The sequence below is a fragment of the Klebsiella michiganensis genome, from assembly GCF_002925905.1.
GTDB lineage: Bacteria > Pseudomonadota > Gammaproteobacteria > Enterobacterales > Enterobacteriaceae > Klebsiella > Klebsiella michiganensis.
Genome location: NZ_PRDB01000002.1, coordinates 287933 through 312657 on the forward strand (window position 1 = coordinate 287933; position 24725 = coordinate 312657).

Sequence of the window (24725 nt, forward strand, 5' to 3'; positions counted from 1 at the left end):
TGAAACATTATTGTGAACAGATTATTTTCCTCACATGTGATGCCTTTCCGCGCCCTCATCGACGCTTGTTGGAAAGAAAAATATACCGCTTCGCGGTTTACTCGTGATGTGATTGCCGGAATTACCGTCGGGATTATCGCTATCCCGCTGGCGATGGCGCTGGCAATTGGCAGCGGGGTGGCGCCGCAGTACGGTCTCTATACCTCCGCGGTGGCGGGGATCGTAATTGCGTTAACCGGCGGCTCGCGCTTCAGCGTGTCCGGGCCAACCGCCGCTTTCGTGGTGATTCTCTACCCGGTCTCGCAGCAGTTCGGGCTCGCCGGGCTGCTGGTCGCCACCTTGATGTCGGGGATCTTCCTGATTCTTTTCGGCCTGGCGCGCTTTGGCCGCCTGATTGAGTATATTCCGCTATCGGTCACCCTCGGCTTCACCTCCGGGATCGGTATCACCATCGGTACCATGCAAATTAAAGATTTTCTCGGTCTGCAGATGGCCCACGTGCCTGAACATTATCTGCAGAAAGTCGGCGCGCTGGCGATGGCGCTGCCGACCATTAACCCCGGCGATGCCGCCATCGGCGTTGTCACGCTGGGCACGCTGATTATCTGGCCGCGTCTGGGGATTCGTCTGCCGGGCCATCTGCCGGCCCTGCTGGCGGGCTGCGCGGTGATGGGCGTGGTCAACCTGCTTGGCGGACACGTCGCCACCATCGGCTCTCAGTTCCACTATATTCTCGCCGACGGCAGCCAGGGCAACGGTATTCCGCAGCTGCTGCCGCAGCTGGTGCTGCCGTGGGATATGCCCGGTTCAGACTTCACCCTCAGCTGGTCCTCGCTGCAGGCGCTGCTGCCGGCGGCGTTTTCCATGGCCATGCTCGGGGCGATTGAGTCCCTGCTGTGCGCCGTGGTGCTGGACGGCATGACCGGCACCAAACACAAGGCCAATAGCGAGCTGATTGGCCAGGGGCTCGGCAATATCGTCGCGCCGTTCTTCGGCGGCATTACCGCCACCGCCGCTATCGCCCGCTCGGCGGCCAACGTTCGCGCCGGGGCGACCTCGCCGGTTTCCGCCGTGATCCACGCGCTGCTGGTGATCATGGCGCTGCTGGTGCTTGCCCCTCTGCTCTCCTGGCTGCCGCTTTCCGCGATGGCGGCGCTGCTGCTGATGGTGGCATGGAATATGAGCGAAGCGCACAAGGTCGTTAACCTGCTGCGCTATGCGCCAAAAGACGACATTATCGTCATGCTGATGTGTATGTCGCTGACCGTCCTGTTTGATATGGTCATCGCTATTAGCGTCGGTATTGTGCTGGCTTCCCTGCTGTTTATGCGCCGGATCGCGCGGATGACCCGCCTCGCGCCGGTCAACGTTGAGGTTCCCGATGACGTACTGGTGCTGCGCGTCATTGGTCCGCTGTTTTTCGCCGCCGCGGAAGGGTTGTTTACCGATCTGGAAACGCGGATTGCTGGCAAGCGTATCGTCGTGCTGAAGTGGGATGCGGTGCCGGTGCTGGATGCCGGCGGGCTGGATGCCTTCCAGCGCTTCGTGAATAAGCTGCCGGAAGGCTGTGAGCTACGCGTGTCGAACCTGGAATTTCAGCCCCTGCGTACCCTGGCGCGGGCAGGCGTTAAGCCGATTCCGGGCCGCCTGAGCTTCTTCCCGGACCGCAGCGCCGCGCTGGCGGATATTTAATTACCCGGCGGCAGGCCCCGGCGCCTGCCGCATCATTACGCCAATCGCCTGCTGAAGCCAGCCAAGCACCTCCGGCGTCATCCACGTTCCCTTCATCAAATGCGGCTCCCGCTCCATGGCATAACGAAACTTCTGCTGCGTGTGCGGATCCTTTCCCGCGTAAGACTGGAACAGCGCCAGCCAGCGCTGCGCCAGCTGCTGACCTTCCGCGGAGGCAGGCTCCCGCTTCTCACGACAGGCCCGATGCAGCTCGGCCACCAGCGCCGGCCACTCCATCAGGCGATCGAAATAGTGCTGCCGTGTAAAAGCCAGCTCTTCGGCGTTCAGATAGCGCGCCCAGATGGCCAGCTTGCTTTCGGCAAAAGCACGGGTAATGAAATCAATCATCTCCGGCGTCACCCCGGTTTGTTCGCGCATCTGCGGTTCGGCGGCGTGCATCTCATTCAGGCGAGTGAGAAACTCCGGCCTGCCGGCGGTATCCTGCTCCAGCTGCGCCATCCAGCGGGTGGCCAGCGCAATCGCCCGAGGCTCATCGGCCGGACAGCGTTCGCCCATAAGCTGCTGCGCTTCACCCACCAGCTCCAGCCATATCTGGTTACGCTGCGCATCCTGCTCTGCGAACGGCAGCACCTGTAATTCCTGTTGACTAAACCAGCGATCGTACATTTTCATCAGCTCCAGCGTTTGTAGCCAGGACTCCAGGTCGGGCTCGTCTCCGCTGTCCAGCTCTTCACGCAGCAGCGCCAGGCGCTGGCGCAGCGTGGAGAGGGTTTGCAGCTGCCGGTCGAGGGTGGCGATCTGCTTGACCAGCAGGTCGGACAGCGAGAAGGCGTCCCGGTCGAGATAGTCCTTGATAGTGGCGAGCTCCAGCCCGGCCTGCGCCAGCGCTTTGATCATATGCAGTCGCTGAACGGCCGCCAGATTATAGAGCCGGTAACCCGCCGCGCTTCTGGCCGAAGGCGTCAGCAGTCCCGTTTGTTCATAGTGATGTAGCGTGCGGACGGTTATGCCGGCGCGCTTCGCCAGTTCACCCACCTGAATTAACATGACTGCTCCTTTCGTTTACCAGTGGCGCCACTCTGCTGCCTGACGTGACGTCAGGGTCAAGCGTTCTGTACAGGAATTGTATTAGGCAGACGGCGGCGAAGAAAGACGAAGAGAGAAAGGAGGATTTGAGACACCAACAGGCGGGCAGCCTGATCGGGCGGCATAAAAACGCACCAGCCGTTCACAACGGCTGGCGGTCTGGAATTCACTCAGCTGTGGCGATGCTGATCGCGGCGGCAGCGTTTATCGTAGTGGCGTACCCACCAGTATCTGTCGCTAACCTGTTCATGACCGCCGATACGGGCGCCAGCCAGCCACAGTACCGCGCCGACAAAGATACTCAAGATCGCGCCGTGTGCGAAAAACTGCGGCAGGTCAAGCTGCGGAAGCTGGTTTAAAATAGAATAACCAACGCCGACAACCATGACGACCAACCCCAACCCCATCAGCACATTACCGAGTAACGAAGCGTTTCTGCGTTTCATATGTCACCTCCGGAACCTTGGGTTGCATGGGAATATCCCCAAATCTTATAAGTGTAGTATAGACAATGGCCAATATAGCGATTGCGTGGACGATCACAGAAGCGAACATCTTGCCAACAAAAGTTTACAAATAACCCACTGAACAACATCAAATTCTAATTATTCAAACCCGTGATTATCTATGGCAGGTGCGTTTCGCTGGCAGAATTTTGTCAACCGCGCGCGCAGACAGTACACTACGCGCCAGAGAACGATCCAAGCAGGATAAAAAAGTGAGCATAAAATTAATTGTCGGCCTGGCGAACCCCGGCGCTGAATACGCAGCGACCCGGCATAACGCCGGCGCCTGGTACGTGGATTTACTGGCTGAACGCCACCGCGCGCCGCTGCGCGAAGAGAGCAAATTCTTCGGCTACACCTCGCGGATTAACCTTGCCGGCGAAGATGTCCGCCTGCTGGTGCCGACCACCTTTATGAACCTGAGCGGCAAAGCCGTCGGCGCGATGGCGACCTTCTTTCGCATCAACCCGGACGAAATCCTGGTCGCCCACGATGAGCTCGACCTACCGCCAGGCGTGGCTAAGTTCAAGCTTGGCGGCGGCCACGGCGGCCATAATGGCCTGAAAGACATCATCAGCAAGCTGGGCAATAACCCGAACTTTCACCGCTTACGCGTGGGAATCGGCCATCCGGGCGATAAAAATAAAGTTGTCGGTTTTGTGCTGGGCAAGCCGCCCGCCAGCGAACAGAAGCTGATTGATGAGGCCGTTGACGAAGCGGCACGCTGCACCGAGGTGTGGCTGAAGGATGGCCTGACCAAGGCGACCAACCGTTTACATGCTTTTAAAGCGCAATAACCGGTCGGCGTGCGGAATTTTTGTCACGCACCGTGTATAATAGGCGAAGCTATTTACTTTTCTGCAATCTGTTCACTGTAACAGGTTGATTATCCAAAGATTAAGGTGATTTAAATCATGGGATTCAAATGCGGTATCGTCGGTTTGCCCAACGTCGGCAAATCCACCCTGTTCAATGCGCTCACTAAAGCGGGTATTGAAGCGGCCAACTTCCCCTTCTGTACCATTGAGCCGAACACCGGTGTCGTGCCGATGCCCGATCCGCGTCTGGACAAACTGGCTGAAATCGTCAAACCACAGCGTATTCTGCCGACCACGATGGAATTCGTTGATATCGCAGGCCTCGTTAAAGGCGCGTCGAAAGGTGAAGGCCTGGGCAACCAGTTCCTGACCAACATCCGCGAAACCGAAGCTATCGGTCACGTAGTGCGCTGCTTCGAAAACGACAACATCATCCACGTTAACAATAAAGTGGATCCGGCTGACGATATTGACGTTATCAACACCGAGCTGGCGCTCTCCGACCTGGACACCTGCGAGCGCGCTATCCACCGCGTGCAGAAGAAAGCCAAAGGCGGCGATAAAGACGCGAAAGCCGAGCTGGCGGCGCTGGAAAAATGCCTGCCGCACCTTGAGAACGCCGGCATGCTGCGTTCGCTGAAGAACCTGACCGAAGAAGACAAAGCGGCGATTAAATACCTGAGCTTCCTGACCCTGAAGCCGACCATGTATATCGCCAACGTCAACGAAGACGGCTTTGAGAACAACCCTTATCTCGATCAAGTTCGCGAAATTGCCGCCGCCGAAGGTTCTGTGGTGGTCGCCGTTTGCGCCGCCGTTGAGTCCGATATCGCCGAGCTGGACGATGCCGACCGCGATGAGTTTATGGCCGAGCTGGGTCTCGAAGAGCCGGGCCTGAACCGCGTTATCCGCGCCGGCTACGAGCTGCTGAACCTGCAGACCTACTTTACCGCAGGGGTGAAGGAAGTGCGCGCCTGGACTATCCCCGTCGGCGCCACTGCTCCGCAGGCCGCGGGTAAAATCCACACCGACTTTGAAAAAGGCTTTATCCGCGCGCAGACCATCGCCTATGAAGACTTTATTACCTATAAAGGCGAACAGGGTGCCAAAGAAGCCGGGAAAATGCGCGCTGAAGGTAAAGACTACATCGTGAAAGATGGCGATGTGATGAACTTCCTGTTCAACGTCTAAATAAAATTTGTTGTCTCATGAGGTTTCATTGAACCTCATGAACATCGAAAAAAACCACAAAATCCACGCAATTGCGTGGATTTTTCATTTCAGCAAGCGCGTAAGCAAGTCGCAGATGGAGTTAGCCCGACACAGGCTCGCCAGTTAGATAAGATCCGCAAGGTCAACGACGTCTCCAACACCTTTAAGCTGATCGCTAAAGAGTGGTTGCAGATGAAAGACTGGGCCGAAATTACCAAAACGCGCCGACTGGATATGCTTGAGCGTGTGGTTTTCCCCGCAATAGGTAAGCTCCCAATCAGAGAGGTCACTCCACACCACATCCTTAGAATTCTTCAAGAAACTGCTAAACGAGGAGCACCGACAGTTGCCGCTGAAGCTCGCCGCACCGTTTCATCAGTTTTTGAGTTAGCAGTTGCAACGCTTAGAGCTGATAGCGATCCTGTACGGCCTGTGCGCAAGGCCCTTCCGGCCAATAAGATACAGCACAAACAAGCACTGAATCCTCAGCAAATCGGAAAGTTATTAAACTGTTTTGATAATAGTCGTGGCTCGTACCAGGTTAACTATTGTATGTGGCTTATGTGGTGGACATTGACGCGTCCTGCAGAAGCCACCGAAGCAGAATGGACAGAATTCGATCTTGATAACGCCCTGTGGACAATTCCGGCAGCGCGAATGAAAGCCCGCAGAGAACACGTTATTCCCCTCCCCTCACAAGCTATCAAAATGCTCAGAACACTACAGGGATTAACCGGGCATCGGCAGCACCTTTTCCCGGGCAGGGATAATCCGTTAGGTCCAATGACATCGCACTCGCTGCGCCAGCTACGTAAAAGCCTCGGCTGGAGTGGTACATATAGCCCACATGCAACCCGAACCACAGGAAGTACCCGTTTAAACGAGATGGGCTATCGACCTGATGCTATTGAGGCCCAACTTGCGCACGCTGATACCAACAATGTTCGTCGCACATACAACCATGCAACTTATCTTGATGAGCGAACGGTTATGATGCAGGACTGGGCAAATAAACTTGAAGAATGGGTAGGAAGCGCGCGCAGCACTATTGATGTTTCGTAAACCATGATGTATTGGTCTGTTAATGCTGATTATTAACGATAATTTCCCATCAGATTATAAAAACTATATTTCAGCCTACGGTTTTGTAACTATCTGATTATACGACCATTGTTACTCTCCTCACCCAGCGTTATAATTTCTTAGCACCCATTAGCGCAGGATGTTCCCATGAGCCGATACCGTGTCTCTGGCAGTGAAGGACAATATGAGAAAAACTCCGATGAGCAAGTTCTGGCAAATAAGCTGGGGATTGCTGATTCTGGTGAGATGGACGAAGCGAAGCTTGTGCTGTTAGAGAAGCTCTATCACTGCATTTTTGAAGAGCAGTTTCCAGCAGGGCAGATCACCATTGCTTTGCTGAAAAGCTGGCATCGCCGCTGGCTGGGAAACATCTATGAGTGGGCCGGGCAAGAAAGGACTGTCAATATCAGCAAAGGGGGCTTTATGTTCGCGCCCTCTGCACAATTGCCAAAACTAATACACGATTTCGACGCTAAATACCTTGCCCGATATACACCATGCACTAACATGAGCGAAGAACAGATCATAGAGGCTATTGCTATAACCCATGTAGAGCTGATACTCATCCATCCATTCCGGGAAGGCAATGGACGTTTATCACGACTTTTAGCTGATGTGATGGCGGTTCAGGGGGGACACAGGCCGCTGGATTATCAAAGCTGGGAGCAAAACAAAGCCGAATATATTTCGGCTATCCACGCAGGTATGTCAATGGACTACGGCCCGATGTGTTATTGGGTCGGTACTGCGTTAAGACGTGATTAAACAGCAAGACGAAGATGGGCGAACTTTTTGCGCGTCGCTTCAAGCGAAGCTTCGATCTTCTCAGAAGACTGCCCCGTCTCAACGGCGGTTGACGTTGCTACCGAGCGAACAATGTCAGCGCGAGACGGTTTAACGTAATACACCTGCGTTTTCTTGTCATTGCTCATCGCGATTCCTCAGCTATCGAATGTGTAATCTGTACTCATTATATCAAGGTTTCGACACGACTTCACATCATCTGTAGCCCGACGTCATCAAGGGGCCATCTAGCTCTGATTTAGCACTGCACTGAATTTGGGTCAGTGTCAGTGGTAACTAGCCTCAGATAGCAGCATCAACTAAAGTGAGTACAGACATGAGTATGAAAATAAAAATCAAAAATAAAAACATTAAATATCAATTCAATAAATATCAAATCACGATTCAACGTCTAAGCATTTCTTCGCCGTGATGCCCTCCACAAAATCCACGCGCTCGCGTGGATTTTTTATTGCCCGCAGTTCCCGTCAGTTCTGACCCGCCGCCAGCGAATATTTCTTTATTTTGCGATACAGCGTGGCGATGCCGATGCCCAGCTCATCCGCCGCCTGCTTTTTATTACTGTAGCGAGAGAGCGCATCGCGGATCATCTGCCGCTCCATCTCCTCCAGCGCCGTCACGTTCTCCTCCTGAGTGAGTGTCGCTGACGCTGAAGCCGACGACGTCGCCTGGCTCGCCGCTTCACCGCTGCTTAACAGATTCGGCGGCAGCAGCGACATATCGATGATTTCTCCCGACGGCACCACGTTAACCAGGTACTCCATCAGGTTGCTGAGTTCACGAATATTGCCCGGCCAGCGATAGCGCTTAAGGAAATCGATCACGTCCTGCGCGACGCCGGGATAAACCAGATTGAGACGACCGGTATGCAGATGCAGGAAATAGTGAATCAGCAGCTCAATGTCCTCCTGACGTTCGCGCAGCGGCGGCAGGCGCAGCGGAATCACGTTCAGACGATAGTAGAGATCTTCGCGGAACTTCCCTTCCGCGATGTACTGTTCCAGGTTTTGATTGGTCGCGGATATGATACGAATATCGACCTGAACCGGATGGCTGGCGCCCACCGGCTGAATCTCACGTGACTCAATGGCCCGCAGCAGCTTGGCCTGCAGAGTGAGCGGCATATCGCCAATTTCGTCAAGAAACAGCGTCCCGCTATTGGCCGCCTGAATCAGGCCGGTCTTACCGTTTGCCGATGCGCCGGTAAACGCCCCCTTCACGTAGCCAAACAGTTCGCTTTCTAACAGCTGCTCGGGTATCGCGGCGCAGTTAATCGCGATAAAGGGCTTCGCGTGGCGATCGCTGAGCTTGTGGATAGCGCGGGCAACCACCTCTTTCCCGGTCCCGCTTTCACCGGCAATCATTACGCTGGAGGGGCTCGGGGCCACGCGGCTGATCAGCTTTTTAAGCTGCCGCATAGGTCGACACTCTCCCACCATCGCCTCAATCTGCGGCCCTTCCTGCCCGCAGCTGAAATCGGCCGAAGAGTGCGACTGATGGAACGCCATTAAAAATAACCACTGATCCTGCACCGCGTGCAGCTGGCCGATAATGAGCTCTTTGCGATCGTCAAAGGAGATAATGTGCTGCATATGGCCGTGCTTGAAATTATCTTCGAAGGTCAACGGCTGAAACTGGATTGACTTACCAATCACCTGTCCCTGAGTGACGCTCATTATTTTCAAAGCGGCCTGGTTGGCAAATTTGACTCTTTGATCGTTGCCCACGACCAGTACGCCCTGATCCATATTTTCGATCATGGTTAAAAATATTTTATGGATATTGTCGCCGACCGCCCGCTCCTGCAAAAAGCGGGAAACGAATATGGTTGAGACATGACGAACATAATCAGAAAACTCCTGGATATTCGCATTTATACGTTCCTGCTGCTCGCGCGTCAGCGCAACCAGGCTAATAACGCCGACGCAGCGGTCGTGATACATCACCGGCGTGCCAAGAAAGGCTTTCTCTTCGCATTTCTCCTTATTGTTACAGTCTTTACACAGGGGGTCGAAGCGGGAATGGGTGACGACCTTCTCGGTCTGTGTTTCAATAATGTAACGCAGAAGCCGTGAATTTGAATTTAATTTATAGCCAATCTGTTTACTATAAGCGCCAGTTCCGGCGACCCGGTATAATTCGTTATCAACAATCTCGACCTCCAGCTGCAGCACGCTGGATAGCATCCTTGCAAACTTTTGAATTGTAGGCTGAATCTGCATTAAAATGGAGGGTGCTTTGGACGGTATCATGTCTATCGGCCTTCTATTATTGCTCACCTGTTCGGCGTCAAGCGAAGCGGCTTTATTTATCTGCGGGGAATGATACCACTCCTTTTAGCCACCCGCGTTGATATAGATAGGGCCAATTCCCCCACCTTATCTTAAATATGCAAGAGCTATCACAGTTTCTTATCATTATGATAAATTTGCAGCGGTTTTTATCATATTGGCGCAATGTGAAGATGATAATCGCATTATTTACGGCGGCAACCCGCGCCTGTCCCGCTGAAATGGACGGCGGGGGGAAAAATTTCACCTTTCCCTTCCCGGGATAACTCGCCTGAATTCGTGACAGACCTGGCATAATCTTAACTATTCAATCCTCTCCGCCGCCTCTCCCGGAGGATTTGGCACGCTTATTGTTAGTGGTAATACAGCGCTGGCAGTCGCTAATTCGGCAACTCTGCATATCCGACCGCACAGCAATCAATAAGCCGTCATTCACGACCAGGATTGAAACATGAAAACTGTTAACGAACTGATTAAGGATATCAATAAACTTAACTCTCATCTCAGTGAGAAAGACTTTCTGCTGACCTGGGAACAATCGCCGGATGAGCTGAAACAGGTGCTGGACGTCGCCGCCGCGCTAAAAACGCTACGCGCTGAAAATATCGCCACCAAAGTGTTTAACAGCGGATTGGGTATTTCCGTGTTCCGCGATAACTCAACCCGCACCCGCTTCTCCTATGCCTCCGCGCTCAACCTGTTAGGTCTGGCGCAACAGGATCTGGATGAGGGGAAATCGCAGATTGCCCACGGCGAAACGGTCCGTGAAACCGCCAACATGATCTCCTTCTGCGCCGACGCCATCGGCATTCGCGATGACATGTTCCTTGGCGCTGGCAACGCCTACATGCGCGAAGTCGGCGAAGCGCTGGACGACGGCCACAAGCAGGGCGTCCTGCCGCAGCGACCGGCGCTGATCAATCTGCAGTGCGATATCGACCACCCGACGCAATCCATGGCCGATCTCGCCTGGCTGCGCGAGCACTTCGGTTCGCTGGAGAATCTGAAAGGTAAGAAGATCGCCATGACCTGGGCCTACTCGCCGAGCTATGGCAAACCCCTCTCGGTGCCGCAGGGCATTATCGGCCTGATGACCCGCTTCGGTATGGACGTCACCCTCGCCCACCCGGAAGGGTACGACCTGATCCCTGACGTTATCGAAGTGGCAAAAAACAATGCCCAGGCCTCCGGCGGCAGCTTCCGCCAGGTGAACAGCATGGAAGAAGCCTTTAAAGACGCCGATATCGTCTATCCGAAATCCTGGGCGCCGTACAAGGTAATGGAAAAACGCACCGAACTGCTGCGCGCAAATGACCATGAAGGTCTGAAGGCGCTGGAGAAAGCCTGCCTTGAGCAGAACGCCGGCCATAAAGACTGGCACTGTACGGAAGAGATGATGAAGCACACCCGCGACGGTGACGCGCTGTATATGCACTGCCTGCCGGCGGATATCACCGGCGTCTCCTGCGACGCGGGCGAAGTCACCGAGGGAGTCTTCGAGAAGTACCGGATCCCGACCTACAAAGAGGCCAGCTGGAAGCCGTATATCATCGCCGCGATGATCGTCTGCCGCAAATACGCGAACCCGGGCAAGGTGCTGGAGCAGCTGCTCAAGGAAGCGCAGAAACGCATCAAATAATCCCCAGGCTGGCCTGCGGGCCAGCCCCACGACTTTCGCATTTCAAAAAGGATAAGGATCGAGTATGTCTGCTTTCTCACTGAAAATGGATATTGCCGAAAACCGTTTTTTTAACGGAGAGATTTCACCGCTTTTTTCACGCCAGCAGGCGCAGCAGGCTCGCCGCTTTCATCAAAAGATCGCCGGCTATCAGCCTACGCCGCTGGTGGCGCTGAACGAACTTTCCGCGCTGTTTGGGGTACAAAAAATCCTCGTTAAAGATGAATCCCGGCGCTTTGGCCTCAACGCCTTCAAAATGCTCGGCGGCTCTTATGCTATCGCCCGACTGCTGTGTGAAAAATATCATTTAGATATCAACGATCTTTCCTTCGAAACGCTCAAATCCAGCATCAAAGAGAAGATGACGTTCGCCACCACGACCGACGGCAACCACGGCCGCGGCGTGGCGTGGGCAGCCCGCCAGTTAGGCCAGAACGCCGTCATCTATATGCCGAAAGGCTCCGCGCAGGAGCGGGTTGACGCCATACTGCGCCTCGGCGCCGAGTGTATCGTCACCGACATGAACTACGACGACACCGTCCGCTTTACCATGCAGACCGCGCAGAAAAACGGCTGGGAGGTGGTGCAGGACACCGCCTGGGAAGGCTACACGAAAATTCCGACCTGGATTATGCAGGGCTACGCCACCCTCGCCGATGAAACGGTAGAACAGCTCTCCTCAATGGGTATCGCCCGTCCGACGCACGTGCTTCTGCAGGGCGGCGTGGGGGCGATGGCGGGCGGCGTGCTGGGCTACCTGGCCGATGTCTACGGCGCGAAGCATCTCCATTCCATTATCGTCGAGCCGGAGCTGGCCGACTGTCTCTACCGCTCTGCGCTAAAGGGCCAGATCGTCAACGTCAGCGGCGATATGGCCACCATTATGGCCGGTCTCGCCTGCGGTGAGCCCAACCCGCTGGGCTGGGAAGTGCTGCGCAACTGCGCCACGCAGTTTGTCTCCTGTCAGGACGCCGTCGCCGCCCTCGGCATGCGGGTGCTGGGAAACCCGGCGGGCCAGGATCCGCGCGTTATTTCCGGCGAATCCGGCGCCGTCGGTCTCGGCCTGCTGGCGGCGATTCATTTCCATCCGCAGCGCGAAGCGCTGATGCACAAGCTCAAGCTGGATAGCGATTCCGTGGTGCTGGTGATTAGCACCGAAGGCGACACCGACGTTAAGCACTATCGCGAAGTCGTCTGGGAAGGCAAACATCCGGCCGCGCAGTAGCCGATTGATCAACATTCCTCCCGCCCGGCGGGACCCCCGTATTCAGAACTGGAGAACATCCTTATGGCTAAGCAAATTCCGTTCAACGCGATCCTGGAAAAATCAAAACAATACGAAAAAGAGATGACCCGCTTCCTGCGCGATATGATCGCCATCCCCAGCGAAAGCAGCGATGAGAAGCGCGTGGTGCACCGTATCAAAGAGGAGATGGAGAAAGTCGGATTCGACAAAGTGGAAATCGATCCGATGGGTAACGTGCTGGGCTACATCGGCCACGGCCCGCGTCTGGTCGCCATGGACGCGCACATTGATACCGTCGGCATTGGCAACATCAAGAACTGGAACTTCGATCCGTACGAAGGTATGGAGACCGATGAGCTGATCGGCGGACGCGGCGCGTCTGACCAGGAGGGCGGAATGGCCTCCATGGTTTACGCCGGTAAAATCATTAAAGATCTGGGCCTGGAAGATGAGTATACCCTGCTGGTGACCGGTACCGTTCAGGAAGAGGATTGCGACGGCCTGTGCTGGCAGTACATTATTGAACAATCCGGTATACGTCCGGAATTCGTGGTCAGCACCGAACCTACCGACTGCCAGATTTACCGCGGCCAGCGCGGGCGTATGGAGATCCGCGTGGAGGTTCAGGGCGTCAGCTGCCACGGCTCCGCCCCGGAGCGCGGCGATAACGCCATCTTCAAAATGGCGCCCGTTCTCACCGAGCTGGAACAGCTTTCGCACAAGCTGGGCGATGACGAGTTCCTCGGCAAAGGCACCCTGACCGTTTCCGAGATTTTCTTCACCTCGCCGAGCCGCTGCGCGGTAGCGGATAGCTGCGCCGTCTCCATTGACCGCCGTCTGACCTGGGGCGAAACCTGGGAAGGCGCGCTGGAAGAGATCCGCGCGCTGCCGGCGGTGAAAAAAGCCGCCGCGGTGGTCTCGATGTACAACTACGAGCGCCCCTCCTGGACCGGCCTGGTCTACCCGACCGAATGCTACTTCCCGACCTGGAAAGTGGAAGAGAACCACTTCACCGTTCGCGCCCTGAGCAACGCCTATGAAGGTCTGTTCGGCAAAGCGCCGGTGGTGGATAAGTGGACCTTCTCCACCAACGGCGTCTCCATTATGGGCCGCCACGGCATTCCGGTTATCGGCTTTGGGCCTGGGAAAGAGCCGGAGGCGCATGCGCCGAATGAGAAAACCTGGAAATCGCATCTGGTAACCTGCGCCGCGATGTATGCCGCTATCCCGCTGAGCTGGCTGGCCACGGAGTAATTGTTCGTCCTGTCTGCCGCCGCGCTCTGCGGCGGTATGTTGAGGTTTCTATGCGCGTACTGATTAAAAATGGCCTCGTCGTCAACGCCGACGGACAGCTAAAGCAGGACCTGCTCATTGAAGATGGCCTCGTCAAGCGCCTTGCCAGTTCTATTGAGGCAGAACAACCCTGCGAAGTGATTGACGCCGAGGGCTGCTACGTGATGCCCGGCGGCGTCGACGTTCATACGCATTTCAATATTGATGTGGGTCTCGCCCGCAGCTGCGATGATTTCTTTACCGGCACCCGGGCCGCGGCCTGCGGCGGTACCACCACCATTGTTGATCATATGGGCTTCGGGCCCGTCGGCTGCCACCTGCGCCACCAGTTCGAGGTCTATCGCGGCTACGCCGCCTATAAAGCCGTTATCGACTACAGTTTTCACGGCGTTATCCAACACGTTAACCACGGCATTCTCGACGAGATCCCGATGATGGTGGATAGCGGCATCAGCAGCTTTAAGCTCTATCTGACCTACCAGTACAAACTCAGCGATGATGAGATATTGCAGGCGATGCGCCACCTGCAGCGCGCCGGCGCGCTGACGACGGTGCATCCGGAAAACGATGCCGCCATCGCCCTGCGCCGGGCGGAATTTATCAACGCCGGTAAAACCGCACCGCGCTATCACGCCCTGAGCCGCCCGCTGGAGTGCGAGGCGGAAGCCATCGCCCGAACGATCAACCTCGCGCAGCTGGCGGGAAACGCGCCGCTGTATATCGTGCATCTTTCCAACGCCCTGGGCCTGGAGTACCTGCGCCTGGCCAGAAGACGCCACCAGCCGGTGTGGGTGGAGACCTGTCCGCAGTATCTGCTGCTGGACGAGCGCTGCTACGAGCGCGAAGACGCGCTTAACTATCTGCTCAGCCCTCCCCTGCGCAACGCCAGCAACAACGATGCGCTATGGCGCGGTATCCATGATGGAGATATTGACACGGTCGCCACCGACCACTGCGCGTTCTCTGCGCAGCAGCGCAGGCAGATCTCCGGCGGCGACTTTAGCCGCTGCCCGAACGGCCTGCCGGGGGTGGAAAACCGGCTGCTGCTGCTGTTCTCGCACGGCGTGATGACCGGGCGCATCACCCCTGAGCGCTTTGTGGCGCTCACCAGCGCCAACCCGGCGAAGCTGTTTGGCCTGTGGCCGCAGAAGGGGCTGCTGGCGCCCGGCGCCGATGGCGACGTGGTTATCATCGATCCGCAGCGTACCACCACCATCCGTCATGCCATGCTACACGACAACGCCGACTATTCACCCTATGAAGGCTTTATCTGTCAGGGCGCGATTCGCCAGACGCTCTCCCACGGCAGAGTGATCTTTGATAACGGCACCTTTACCGGCATCGCCGGACAGGGCCGCTTTTTACGCCGACAACCCTTTTCCACCGCTCACCAGGCCGTCAGCGGAACAGAAACGTAATGAGAGGAAGCTATGAGTAAAAAAATTGTTCTCGCTCTCGGCGGGAATGCGCTGGGCGACGATCTCGCCGGACAGATGCAGGCCGTACGACACACCGCCCGGACGATCGTCGATCTTATCGCCCTTGGCCACCAGGTGGTGGTCACTCACGGCAACGGTCCGCAGGTGGGCATGATCAACCAGGCTTTCGAGGCCGCGGCAAAAACCGAGGCCCATACGCCCATGCTGCCGATGTCGGTCTGCGTGGCCCTGAGCCAGGGCTACATCGGCTACGACCTGCAGAACGCGATTCGTGAAGAACTGCTAACGCGCCAGCTGGATATCCCGGTGGCGACCCTGATAACCCAGGTGGAAGTGGATGCTAACGATAAGGCATTTCTTAATCCGACCAAGCCCATCGGCTCGTTCTTCAGCAAAGAAGAGGCCGAAAAGCTGAGCCAAAACGGCTACATCATGAAAGAGGACGCCGGGCGCGGCTACCGTCGCGTCGTCGCCTCGCCCATGCCGGTAGATATTATCGAGAAACAAACGGTAAAAGCGCTGATGGATGATTGCCACGTGGTGATCACCGTCGGCGGCGGCGGCATTCCGGTGATTCGCGAGGGTCACCATCTGCGCGGCGCCAGCGCGGTTATCGATAAGGACTGGGCCAGCGCGAAGCTGGCGGAGATGATCGACGCCGACCTGCTGATCATTCTCACCGCCGTAGAAAAGGTGGCGATCAACTTCGGTAAACCTGACGAGCAGTGGCTGGATAACCTCTCCCTGCGCGATGCCGAACGCTTTATCGAAGAGGGGCACTTTGCCAAAGGCTCAATGCTGCCAAAAGTGGAAGCCGCCGCCGCCTTCGCCCGCTCAGGGCCGGGGCGTAAAGCGCTGATCACGATGCTGAGCAAAGCCAAAGAGGGGATTGAAGGAAAAACGGGCACCATTATTAGCCAATAAGCTGTACGCCACGGGTTGCCGGGAACCTCCCGGCAACATTTCCCCTCGCAGAAGCTCAGACCTCAACCGCCTCAGCCAGACAATCCGGCTGGCATGCTTGCCTCACCTGGTTCATCAGCCCCCCCGGCGCGCCGTTTTTCACCTGCAGGATCTCCGCCAGCACGCTGATGGCAATCTCGTTTGGCGTCTCGGCGCCGATGTCATAGCCAATCGGCGCCCGCAGACGGCTGATATCCGCCTCCGTTACGCCGTTTTCCCGCATCTGGCGGACAAAGGCCTGCACTTTCCGCCGGCTGGCCAGCAGCCCCAGCCACGCCACCGGCTGGGTTATCAGCCTGTCCAGCGCCTCCCGATCCTGGTTGTTGGTGGCAATCAGCACGAAATCCTGCGGCCTGACCGCCATCGCCTCCACCACGTCCGTAAAGCTGGCAGCGTGCACCAGCCGCGCCGAAAGCGGAAAAGCGTCGGGGCAAAGGCTGGCGGAATAGATATCGCCGACGCAGATGTCAAAATCCACCCGCGCCGCGGCGTGGGCAACCGCGCGGTTGACGTGCCCGGCGCCGACCAACAGCAGGCGCGGGCGCAGGCCGTGCACGCTGATATAAACCGACATCGCGCCGCCGCAGTCGGAGCCCACGGCGTCGCTACCGGTGCGCGCCATGCGGCCGTGGAACATTCGCGACGCCCGTTCGCGCAGCGCCTCCAGCGCCGCATCGATGACTTTACGCTCCACCATCCCGCCGCCAATGGTGCCCACAATCGAACCGTCCTCCCGGATGAGCATCTGAGCGGAGTGTCAGGGGGTAGAGCCCCGGCTTTCGACAATCTGCGCCAGGGCAAAGGGACGGTTCTGCTCCTCAAGTCGTGCAGCTTCTGCAAAAATATTCATACCAACCTCAAAGGCGATGTTTACGGCTCTATTTGATTATCTGCGATATTTCCCCGGGTTCTCAGTTTGAGAGTCTACCCGGCGTTGAAATAGCGTCGCAGCGACCCGTAGCAACTATGCAATATTTATACTTAGCTGCCATTTTTCATCGTAAATTGTGAGTCAGGTCATTTCGTTAGCCCTATTGACGCTGCAACGGGGGTATCTCATCGATTATTTCCTCTGTTACCGCAGCAAAAATAAGCCGCCTGCTAAAATCACCGCCGAATAGCCGACATAAATTATCATTCTGATATTCCGGATCTGATTTTGAGAAATCTCGCCGAATGATAAAGCGTATTGATTTGAGTTCTCATTTACCCGCTGTGGAATTATTCACGCATTCGCGTCGAGTTTCGACCTGGTTCACAAATTAATTATTCTACCGCCGCGGTTTGAATAACTGGTGTGATTGTTGCTCCTCTTTCGTTATCCGTCGGGATGATTACCACCGGCAATGTCGATCTTACAATGATATCTAAGGAGAGGGTTATGGGAGATATAATGCGTCCCGTGCCGTTTGAGGAGCTTTTAACGCGCATTTTCGACGAGTATCAGAGTCAGCGGACTATTTTTGGCATTCCCGAGCAACAGTTTTATACGCCGCAGGCGCAGCGGTCGATCGGCGTATTCGGCGAAAGCTGCGCGACGCCGCTCGGCCCGGCAGCCGGGCCGCATACCCAGTTGGCGCAGAACATTATTACCGCCTGGCTAACCGGCGGGCGGTTTATCGAGCTGAAAACCGTACAGATCCTTGACCGCCTGGAGCTGGAAAAGCCCTGCATCGATGCCGAAGATGAGTGCTTCAACACCGAGTGGTCCACCGAATTTACCCTCAAAAAAGCCTGGGATGAGTACCTGAAAGCCTGGTTCACGCTGCATCTGCTGGAGCAGGTCTTTCCGCTGGGCACCCATAAAGAGAGTAAGTCGTTTATTTTCAATATGAGCGTCGGCTACAACCTTGACGGTATTAAGCAGCCGCCAATGCAGGAATTTATCGACAACATGATGGACGCTTCCGCCCATCCTAAATTCGCCCAGTACCGCGACACCCTGAACCGCTGGCTGCAAAATAGAACCTTTATCGACAGCCTGCCAACCTGCGCGCGCAAAGACGGGCTGGACAATCTGGCCCAGCGCGTGCCGGCCAGGCTGGTTCAGGGCGTCACCCTCTCAACCATGCACGGCTGCCCGCCGGACGAGATCGAAGCCATCTGCCGCTATATGCTGACGGAGAAAAATCTCAATACCTTTGTGAAGCTCAACCCGACCCTGCTCGGCTATCAGCGCGTTCGCCAGATCCTCGACGCCTGCGGCTTCGGCTATATCGGCCTTAGCGAAGCGTCGTTTGACCACGACCTTAAGATCGACCGGGCGCTGGAGATGCTGACGCGCCTGATGGCGCTGGCGAAAGCGCGCAGCCTCGGCTTTGGCGTCAAGCTGACCAACACCCTCGGCACCGTCAACAACAAGGGAACGCTGCCGGGAGATGAAATGTATATGTCAGGCCGCGCGCTATTCCCGCTATCGATCAACGTAGCCGCCCTGCTCTCGCGGGCGTTTGACGGCAAGCTGCCGATCTCCTACTCCGGCGGCGCCAGCCAGCTCAACATTCGCGAGATTTTCGACACCGGCATTCGCCCTATCACCATGGCCACCGACCTGCTGAAGCCGGGAGGATATCTGCGCCTGAGCGAGTGCATGCGCGAGCTGGAGAAAGCCGACGGCTGGAACATGACGCAGATCGACGTCGAGCGCCTCAACGCGCTGGCGGAAAAAGCGGTGAGCATGGACTACACCCAGAAACAGTGGAAGCCGGAAGAGCGCATTGATACCGGCGAGCCGCTGCCGCTGCTGGACTGCTACGTCGCCCCCTGCGTGACGGCCTGCGCCATCAAGCAGGATATTCCGGAATATATCCGCCTGCTGGGCGAGCATCGCTACGCCGACGCGCTGGAGCTGATCTATCAGCGCAACGCGTTGCCGGCCATCACCGGTCATATCTGCGACCACCAGTGCCAGTACAACTGTACGCGTCTGGATTACGACAGCGCGCTCAACATCCGTGAACTGAAAAAAGTGGCGCTGGAGAAAGGCTGGGACGAGTACCACAGCCGCTGGCATAAGCCCGCGGGATCCGGCTCCCGGCACCCGGTAGCGGTGATCGGCGCGGGCCCTGCCGGTCTCGCCGCCGGATACTTCCTCGCCCGCGCCGGGCATCCGGTCACGGTTTTTGAACGCGAAGCCAGCGCCGGGGGCGTGGTGAAGAATATCATTCCGCAGTTCCGCATTCCCGGCGAGCTTATCCAGCACGATATCGATTTTGTCGTCGCCCACGGCGTCAAAATTGAGTACGGCTGCGATCCGCATCTGAGCGTGGAAAAACTGCAGGCGAAAGGTTTTCGTTACGTGCTGGTCGGCACCGGTACCGATAAAAACAGCGGCGTGAAGCTGGGGGGCGATAACCAGAACGTGCATAAGTCGCTGCAGTTCCTGCGCGAGTTTAACCGCGGCGCCGAGCTGAAGCTGGGCAAACGCGTGGCCGTGGTCGGCGCCGGCAACACCGCCATGGACTGCGCCCGCGCGGCGCTGCGCGTACCCGGCGTGCAGAGCGCGACCATCGTCTATCGCCGCTCGCAGCAAGAGATGCCCGCCTGGCGCGAAGAGTACGATGAGGCGCTGCTCGACGGCGTCGACTTCGAGTGGCTATGCAACCCGGAACAGTTTAACGCCGACGGGACGCTCGTCGTACGCGTCATGAAGCTGGGCGAGCCGGATGAGAAAGGCCGCCGCCGCCCGGTGGAAACCGATGAGATTCGCACCCTGCAAGTCGACTCTCTGATTACCGCCATCGGCGAGCAGCAGGACGGCGAAGCGCTGTCGGCAATGGGGATCCCGCTCGACCCGCAGGGCTGGCCGGTGGTCAACGCCGATGGCGAGACCAGCAAACCGAACGTTTTCCTGATCGGCGACGTTCAGCGCGGCCCCTCTTCTATCGTCTCCGCTATCGGCAACGCGCGACGGGCCACGGACGCGATCCTGGCCCGGGAAAATATCGCCAGCAGCTACGGAAACAAAGTCTGGAACAACGTCGATCCGGCGAAGGTATACCAGCGTAAAGGCGCCATCGCCGTCACGCTGGTGGATAAAAACCAGCGCGAGGCTTTTGTCGAGCAGGAAGCCAGCCGCTGCCTGGAGTGCAACTACGTGTGCAGCAAGTGCGTCGACGTCTGTCCGAACCGCGCCAATATTTCCGTGGCCGTGCCGGGCTTCCAGAATCGCTTCCAGACCCTGCATCTGGACGCTTATTGCAACGAATGCGGCAACTGCGCTCAGTTCTGCCCGTGGCAGGGAAAACCGTATAAAGACAAAATCACCGTGTTCAGCCTGGAGCAGGATTTTGTCAACAGCACCAATCCGGGCTTCTTCGTCGCGGGCGCCAGCGTCAAAGTGCGTCAGGACGACCAGACGTGGCAGCTGGAAATTAACGACCGCGGCCAGTTTAACGAGGTACCGGCCCAGCTGGACGCCATGTGCCGCATCATAAGCCATATTCATCAGCACCAAAGCTATCTTCTGGGAGGCGTTGAAGTATGAGTATCCTGATCCTGAAAAATGCCACCGCCGCGCAGATCTATCCGGCGAAAGTGTGGGAGAACGTCGATATCGCCATTGAGAGCGATAAAATTCTCGCTGTCGGCCCCGGCCTGTGCCAGCGCTATCCGCAGGCGCAGGTGAAAGAGATGCGCGGGCAGCTGGTGATGCCCGGCATGGTCTGCTCCCACAATCACTTTTATTCCGGCCTGTCCCGGGGGATTCAGGCCAATATCGCCCCCAGCCCGGACTTTATCTCCACGCTGAAAAACCTGTGGTGGCGCCTTGACCGGGCGCTGGACGAAGAGTCGCTCTACTACAGCGGGCTGATCTGCGCCATGGAGGCCGTGCGCAGCGGCTGCACGGCGGTTGTCGATCATCATGCGTCGCCCCACTATATCGCGGGCTCCCTGAGCCAGCTGCGCAACGCCTTCCTCAAAATCGGGCTGCGCGGGATGACCTGCTTCGAAACCACCGACCGCAACTTTGGCAGCCGCGAGCTGCGCGACAGCGTTGAGGAGAACATTCGCTTCGCCAGAGAGATCGACGCCGCGCGCGAAAAGGGCGACCAGCCTTATCTGGTCGAGGCCCATATCGGCGCCCATGCGCCGTTCACCGTGCCGGATGAAGGTCTGGCGATGCTGCGTGAAGCGCTAAAAGCCACCGGCCGCGGCCTGCATATCCACGCGGCGGAAGACCGCTACGATGTCTCTCACAGCCATCACCTTTACGGCAAGGACCTTCTGGCACGGCTGGCGAAGTTCGACCTTATCAACAGTAAGACGCTGATTGCCCACGGCCTGTACATCTCCGATGCCGACGTCGAGCTGCTCAACGCGCAGGACGGCTTCCTGGTGCACAACGCCCGCTCCAACATGAACAACCACGTCGGCTACAACCCCCGCCTGCCGCAGATGCGCAATCTGGCGCTCGGCACCGACGGCATCGGTTCCGACATGTTCGAGGAGATGAAGTTTGCCTTCTTTAAACACCGCGACGCCGGCGGGCCGCTGTGGCCGGACAGCTTCGCGAAGGCGCTGAGCAACGGCAATGAACTGTTGAATCGCAACTTCAGCGCCCGCTTTGGCCGCCTTGAGGCGGGCTATAAAGCGGACCTCACCATTTGCGACTATATGGCGCCGACGCCGCTTATCGCGGAAAACATCGCCGGACATATCGCCTTCGGTCTGGGGGCAAACAGCGTGCGCAGCGTCATGGTGAACGGCGTGATGATCTACGAGGATCGCCAGTTCAGCTTCGACTGCGAGCCGATATTCCGCGAAGCGCAGAAAGTGGCGAAAAAAATGTGGGCGCGAATGGATGCGCTCCCCGCGTAAAAACGCTAAACCGGCCTGGCAGGCCGGTTTTTTTTGCTGACAGAACGCGGGCGTATGAAATTGCCCGGCAGCTTCCGCGCCGCCGGGCGCGAGGTTTACAGCGACAGCAGCGCGGCGGTGGCGATATTGCGCTGCTTTTGCAGCGCGCTGAGCTGCTCTTCGGTCATGATACTCAGCGCCGCCGTCGGGCAGACATCAACGCAGGCGGGGCCGCGCTCCCGGGTGCCGCAAAGATCGCACTTAACGATAACCGGCGTCACACCGGCCTCCACCTCAATGGTAATCGCCCCAAACGGGCAGGCGACCACGCAGCTCTGGCAGCCAATGCAGCGCCCGCCGTCGGCCTCCACTTTCTCCGCCCCCATGCTCAGCGCCCCGGTCGGGCAGGCGCCCACGCAGGGCGCATTCTCGCACTGATGACACATCACCGGCACGCTAAGCTCGTCGAGGCGCATCACCTTCAGGCGGGGATGAAACTCCGCCCCCGGCGCCACGTGTTCCAGCGCACAGGCTACCTCACAGGTCCTGCAGCCGATGCAGGCCTGCGAACTGGCAACGATAAAACGAGTCATATCTCCTCCCGGGCCGTGAATTGCATCAACATCTCGCTGGCCGCCTGCCGCCCGGCAACCATGGCGGTGACCACCAGGTCCGCGCCGGTCACGGCATCGCCGCCGGCAAAGATTTTGTCATGGCTGGTTTGCGTCGTTCCGCGCCCTTTGCCGCCGGTCACTATCTGCCCCCAGCGGTCCAGCTTTATCCCGTGGCCGCGCAGCCAAGGCATCTCGTGAGCCTGAAAGCCAAACGCCATAATGAGCACATCGGCTTTAAGTTCAAACCCGGAATCCGGGATCGGCTGCGGCCGGCGGCGGCCGTCCGGGCCCGGCTCGCCCATCTTCGTGCGGATCATCTCCACCGCGCAGACCTGCCCCTTGCGGTTGAGCTGAATGCGCTGCGGCTGCACGTTAAACTCAAATTTCACCCCCTCCTCCCGCGCGTTCACCACCTCTTTTTTCGACCCGGGCATGCTCAGCTCATCGCGACGGTAGGCGCAGGTCACGCTCGCTGCGCCGCGGCGAACGGCGGTGCGCAGGCAGTCCATCGCCGTATCTCCCCCGCCAAGCACCACCACCCGTTTCCCCTTAATGTCGGTCAGCGGATACTCGGGGCTCTCTTCGAGCCCCATCACCTCGCGGGTGCTGGCAATCAGGAACGGCAGGGCCTGAATCACGCCGGGGGCGTTCTCTCCCTCCAGGCCGGCGGCCATCAGACCGTAGGTGCCCACGCCAAGGAAGACGGCGTCATAGTTTTTCACCAGATCGGCAAAAGCCACGTCGCGCCCCACCTCCTGGTTGAGATGAAAATTGACGCCCATGGCGCTAAAAATGTCGCGTCGCTTCTCAAGCACGTTTTTATCCAGCTTGAACGGCGGAATACCGAAGGTCAGCAGGCCGCCGATTTCCGGATGACGATCGAAGACGTCAACGTGCACGCCCGCGCGCACGAGAATATCGGCGCAGCCCAGTCCGGCGGGCCCGGCGCCAATCACCGCCACCCGCTCCGGGCGCGGGGCCACTGTGCCGATTGTCGGTCGCCAGCCCATCGCCAGGGCGGTATCGGTGATATAGCGCTCAAGGTTGCCAATGGCGACCGAGCCGCCTTCGTTCTTTAAGGTGCAGGCCCCTTCGCACAGCCTGTCCTGCGGACAGACGCGGCCGCAAATCTCCGGCAGGGAACTGCTCTGATGGCACAGCTCCGCCGCCTCGATAATCTTGCCCTCGCTCACCAGGCGGATGAAATCGGGAATATGATTATGTAAAGGACAGGTCCAGTTGCACCACGCTTTCTGCGCGCAGTAGAGACAGCGTTCGCTCTCATACTCCGCATCGCACTCGCTCAGCGGCTGATAGATTTCGCCGAAGTGCTGCATGCGGTCATCGGCGGGCACTTTTTTCGCGCCCACCCGAGGAGGTTTATTGAGTATCGCGCTGCGTCTGGCGCCGCGAACGGCGCCCAGCGGAGTTTCCAGCGCGGAGCGAATCTGCCGCGCGCTACGCAGCCGGTTAACGGCGGCCTCATCCATCAGTTGCAGCGCCTGGGTTGGACAGCTGGCCACGCACGCCTGCTGACCGGAAGGATGCTGGCTGCAAAGATCGCATTTCTGCGCCAGCTGCGGCGCGTCGTCATCGTTGGCCACCATCTCAATGGCCCCAAAGGGACAGGCGATGACGCAGTTTTTACAGCCGATGCACAGCGCCTCTGTAAACTGAACGCTGTCGTTCGCCACGCGCAGCGCCTGGGTCGGACAGGAGCCGACGCAGGGCGCGTCGTTGCAGTGGCGGCAGGTTGTCGCACTGCTGGCGTTGCGGTGGAAGAACACCCGAATGCGCGGCAGAAAGTCGCTGCGCTGCCGGGGCCAGCTGTCCTGGCGATGAGAGGTGACGCAGGCCACTTCACAGGCGTGGCAGCCAATACAGTTTGCAGAATCGGCAACAATAAATTTATTCATTTGCTTCCCTTTATTATTCCAGGACTCACCGGGAAGCAATGCAATAATCAGGCGCTTTTGTTCAGGGTATTCATATGGTGCTTATTTTTGCGAGCCGTCTCAAAAAAACAGGCCCACTCTCGCTTAGCGGCGCGATATATATCCGCTCTCGCTGAACAAAAATTATTCTCCGCGCTCAGGGTTTAATCATGTTGATAATTCAACCTATCGCGCGTGATACCAAAATGAGACGCTACCTGTCTCAATGTGATAGCGCGCGTTTATTCACCAAGAGATTTATTTGAG

The 24725-nt window shown here is 57.5% G+C and carries 18 protein-coding genes and 1 pseudogene; 12 read left to right on the plus strand and 7 right to left on the minus strand.

Annotated features, from left to right (window positions below):
- Positions 1-12 precede the first annotated feature (12 nt).
- Positions 13-1692 carry a C4-dicarboxylic acid transporter DauA gene (gene dauA, locus CDA56_RS08495; protein ID WP_102803458.1) on the plus strand — a complete coding sequence of 560 codons (1680 nt, stop codon included), beginning with the start codon at positions 13-15 and terminating at the stop codon, positions 1690-1692.
- On the opposite strand, the gene CDA56_RS08500 is transcribed toward dauA, so the two are convergent.
- Entirely contained in the window at positions 1693-2739 is a 1047-nt protein-coding gene (locus CDA56_RS08500) for a MerR family transcriptional regulator (RefSeq protein WP_049083990.1), read from the minus strand.
- A 209-nt stretch (positions 2740-2948) separates the two neighbouring features.
- Positions 2949-3224: a stress-induced protein YchH gene (gene ychH, locus CDA56_RS08505; RefSeq protein WP_004103160.1), complete on the minus strand. Its 276-nt coding sequence runs from the start codon at positions 3222-3224 to the stop codon at positions 2949-2951.
- A 272-nt stretch (positions 3225-3496) separates the two neighbouring features.
- On the opposite strand from ychH, the gene pth reads away from it, so the two are divergent.
- The 4 genes from pth to CDA56_RS08525 all read left to right on the plus strand — a co-directional run bounded on the left by pth (position 3497) and on the right by CDA56_RS08525 (position 7162).
- Positions 3497-4081, plus strand: a complete 585-nt coding sequence (gene pth, locus CDA56_RS08510; protein ID WP_004121831.1) for an aminoacyl-tRNA hydrolase — start codon at positions 3497-3499, stop codon at positions 4079-4081.
- A gap of 117 nt (positions 4082-4198) precedes the next feature.
- A complete protein-coding gene (ychF, locus tag CDA56_RS08515) occupies positions 4199-5293 on the plus strand; it encodes a redox-regulated ATPase YchF (protein ID WP_032749933.1) in 1095 nt (364 codons plus the stop codon).
- A gap of 75 nt (positions 5294-5368) precedes the next feature.
- A complete protein-coding gene (locus tag CDA56_RS08520; RefSeq protein ID WP_102803459.1) occupies positions 5369-6376 on the plus strand; it encodes a tyrosine-type recombinase/integrase in 1008 nt (335 codons plus the stop codon).
- Positions 6377-6544: 168 nt separating this feature from the next.
- Positions 6545-7162 (plus strand): Fic/DOC family protein, encoded by a 618-nt coding sequence (locus tag CDA56_RS08525; RefSeq protein WP_102803460.1) that lies wholly within the window; start codon positions 6545-6547, stop codon positions 7160-7162.
- Here CDA56_RS08525 and CDA56_RS30870 read toward each other — a convergent pair.
- The gene (locus CDA56_RS30870; RefSeq protein ID WP_004900141.1) at positions 7159-7329 is read right to left on the minus strand and encodes a hypothetical protein; all 171 of its coding nucleotides are present in this window, start codon (positions 7327-7329) and stop codon (positions 7159-7161) included. The genes CDA56_RS08525 and CDA56_RS30870 overlap by 4 nt on opposite strands.
- Before the next feature lie 339 nt (positions 7330-7668).
- On the minus strand, positions 7669-9453 hold the full coding sequence (locus tag CDA56_RS08530; RefSeq protein ID WP_048262522.1) for a sigma-54 interaction domain-containing protein: 1785 nt from the start codon (positions 9451-9453) through the stop codon (positions 7669-7671).
- A 490-nt stretch (positions 9454-9943) separates the two neighbouring features.
- Here CDA56_RS08530 and ygeW point away from each other — a divergent pair, with 490 nt between their 5' ends.
- The 5 genes from ygeW to arcC all read left to right on the plus strand — a co-directional run bounded on the left by ygeW (position 9944) and on the right by arcC (position 16072).
- Entirely contained in the window at positions 9944-11131 is a 1188-nt protein-coding gene (ygeW, locus tag CDA56_RS08540; protein ID WP_004851903.1) for a knotted carbamoyltransferase YgeW, read from the plus strand.
- Between the two features lie 64 nt (positions 11132-11195).
- The gene (gene dpaL / locus CDA56_RS08545) at positions 11196-12395 is read left to right on the plus strand and encodes a diaminopropionate ammonia-lyase (RefSeq protein WP_014229762.1); all 1200 of its coding nucleotides are present in this window, start codon (positions 11196-11198) and stop codon (positions 12393-12395) included.
- Positions 12396-12458: 63 nt separating this feature from the next.
- Positions 12459-13670, plus strand: a complete 1212-nt coding sequence (locus CDA56_RS08550; protein WP_004851906.1) for a YgeY family selenium metabolism-linked hydrolase — start codon at positions 12459-12461, stop codon at positions 13668-13670.
- Positions 13671-13720: 50 nt separating this feature from the next.
- Positions 13721-15127, plus strand: a complete 1407-nt coding sequence (hydA, locus tag CDA56_RS08555; RefSeq protein ID WP_057174092.1) for a dihydropyrimidinase — start codon at positions 13721-13723, stop codon at positions 15125-15127.
- A gap of 12 nt (positions 15128-15139) precedes the next feature.
- Positions 15140-16072 (plus strand): carbamate kinase, encoded by a 933-nt coding sequence (arcC, locus tag CDA56_RS08560; RefSeq protein WP_047723613.1) that lies wholly within the window; start codon positions 15140-15142, stop codon positions 16070-16072.
- Between the two features lie 112 nt (positions 16073-16184).
- Here arcC and CDA56_RS08565 read toward each other — a convergent pair.
- Positions 16185-16961, minus strand: a pseudogene (locus tag CDA56_RS08565) (XdhC family protein); the annotation flags it as partial.
- 531 nt (positions 16962-17492) lie between these two features.
- Between CDA56_RS08565 and ygfK the strand changes: the two are divergent.
- Together ygfK and ssnA are read left to right on the plus strand one after the other, a co-directional pair.
- Positions 17493-20597: a putative selenate reductase subunit YgfK gene (gene ygfK, locus CDA56_RS08570; protein ID WP_102803462.1), complete on the plus strand. Its 3105-nt coding sequence runs from the start codon at positions 17493-17495 to the stop codon at positions 20595-20597.
- Positions 20598-20599: 2 nt separating this feature from the next.
- On the plus strand, positions 20600-21931 hold the full coding sequence (gene ssnA, locus CDA56_RS08575; RefSeq protein ID WP_165795099.1) for a putative aminohydrolase SsnA: 1332 nt from the start codon (positions 20600-20602) through the stop codon (positions 21929-21931).
- A gap of 95 nt (positions 21932-22026) precedes the next feature.
- On the opposite strand, the gene CDA56_RS08580 is transcribed toward ssnA, so the two are convergent.
- Positions 22027-22503, minus strand: coding sequence for a 4Fe-4S dicluster domain-containing protein (locus CDA56_RS08580; RefSeq protein ID WP_014229768.1), 477 nt, complete (start codon positions 22501-22503; stop codon positions 22027-22029).
- Positions 22500-24440 (minus strand): formate-dependent uric acid utilization protein YgfT, encoded by a 1941-nt coding sequence (ygfT, locus tag CDA56_RS08585; protein ID WP_102803464.1) that lies wholly within the window; start codon positions 24438-24440, stop codon positions 22500-22502. Before ygfT ends, CDA56_RS08580 begins: the two co-directional genes overlap by 4 nt.
- Positions 24441-24725: the final 285 nt, after the last annotated feature.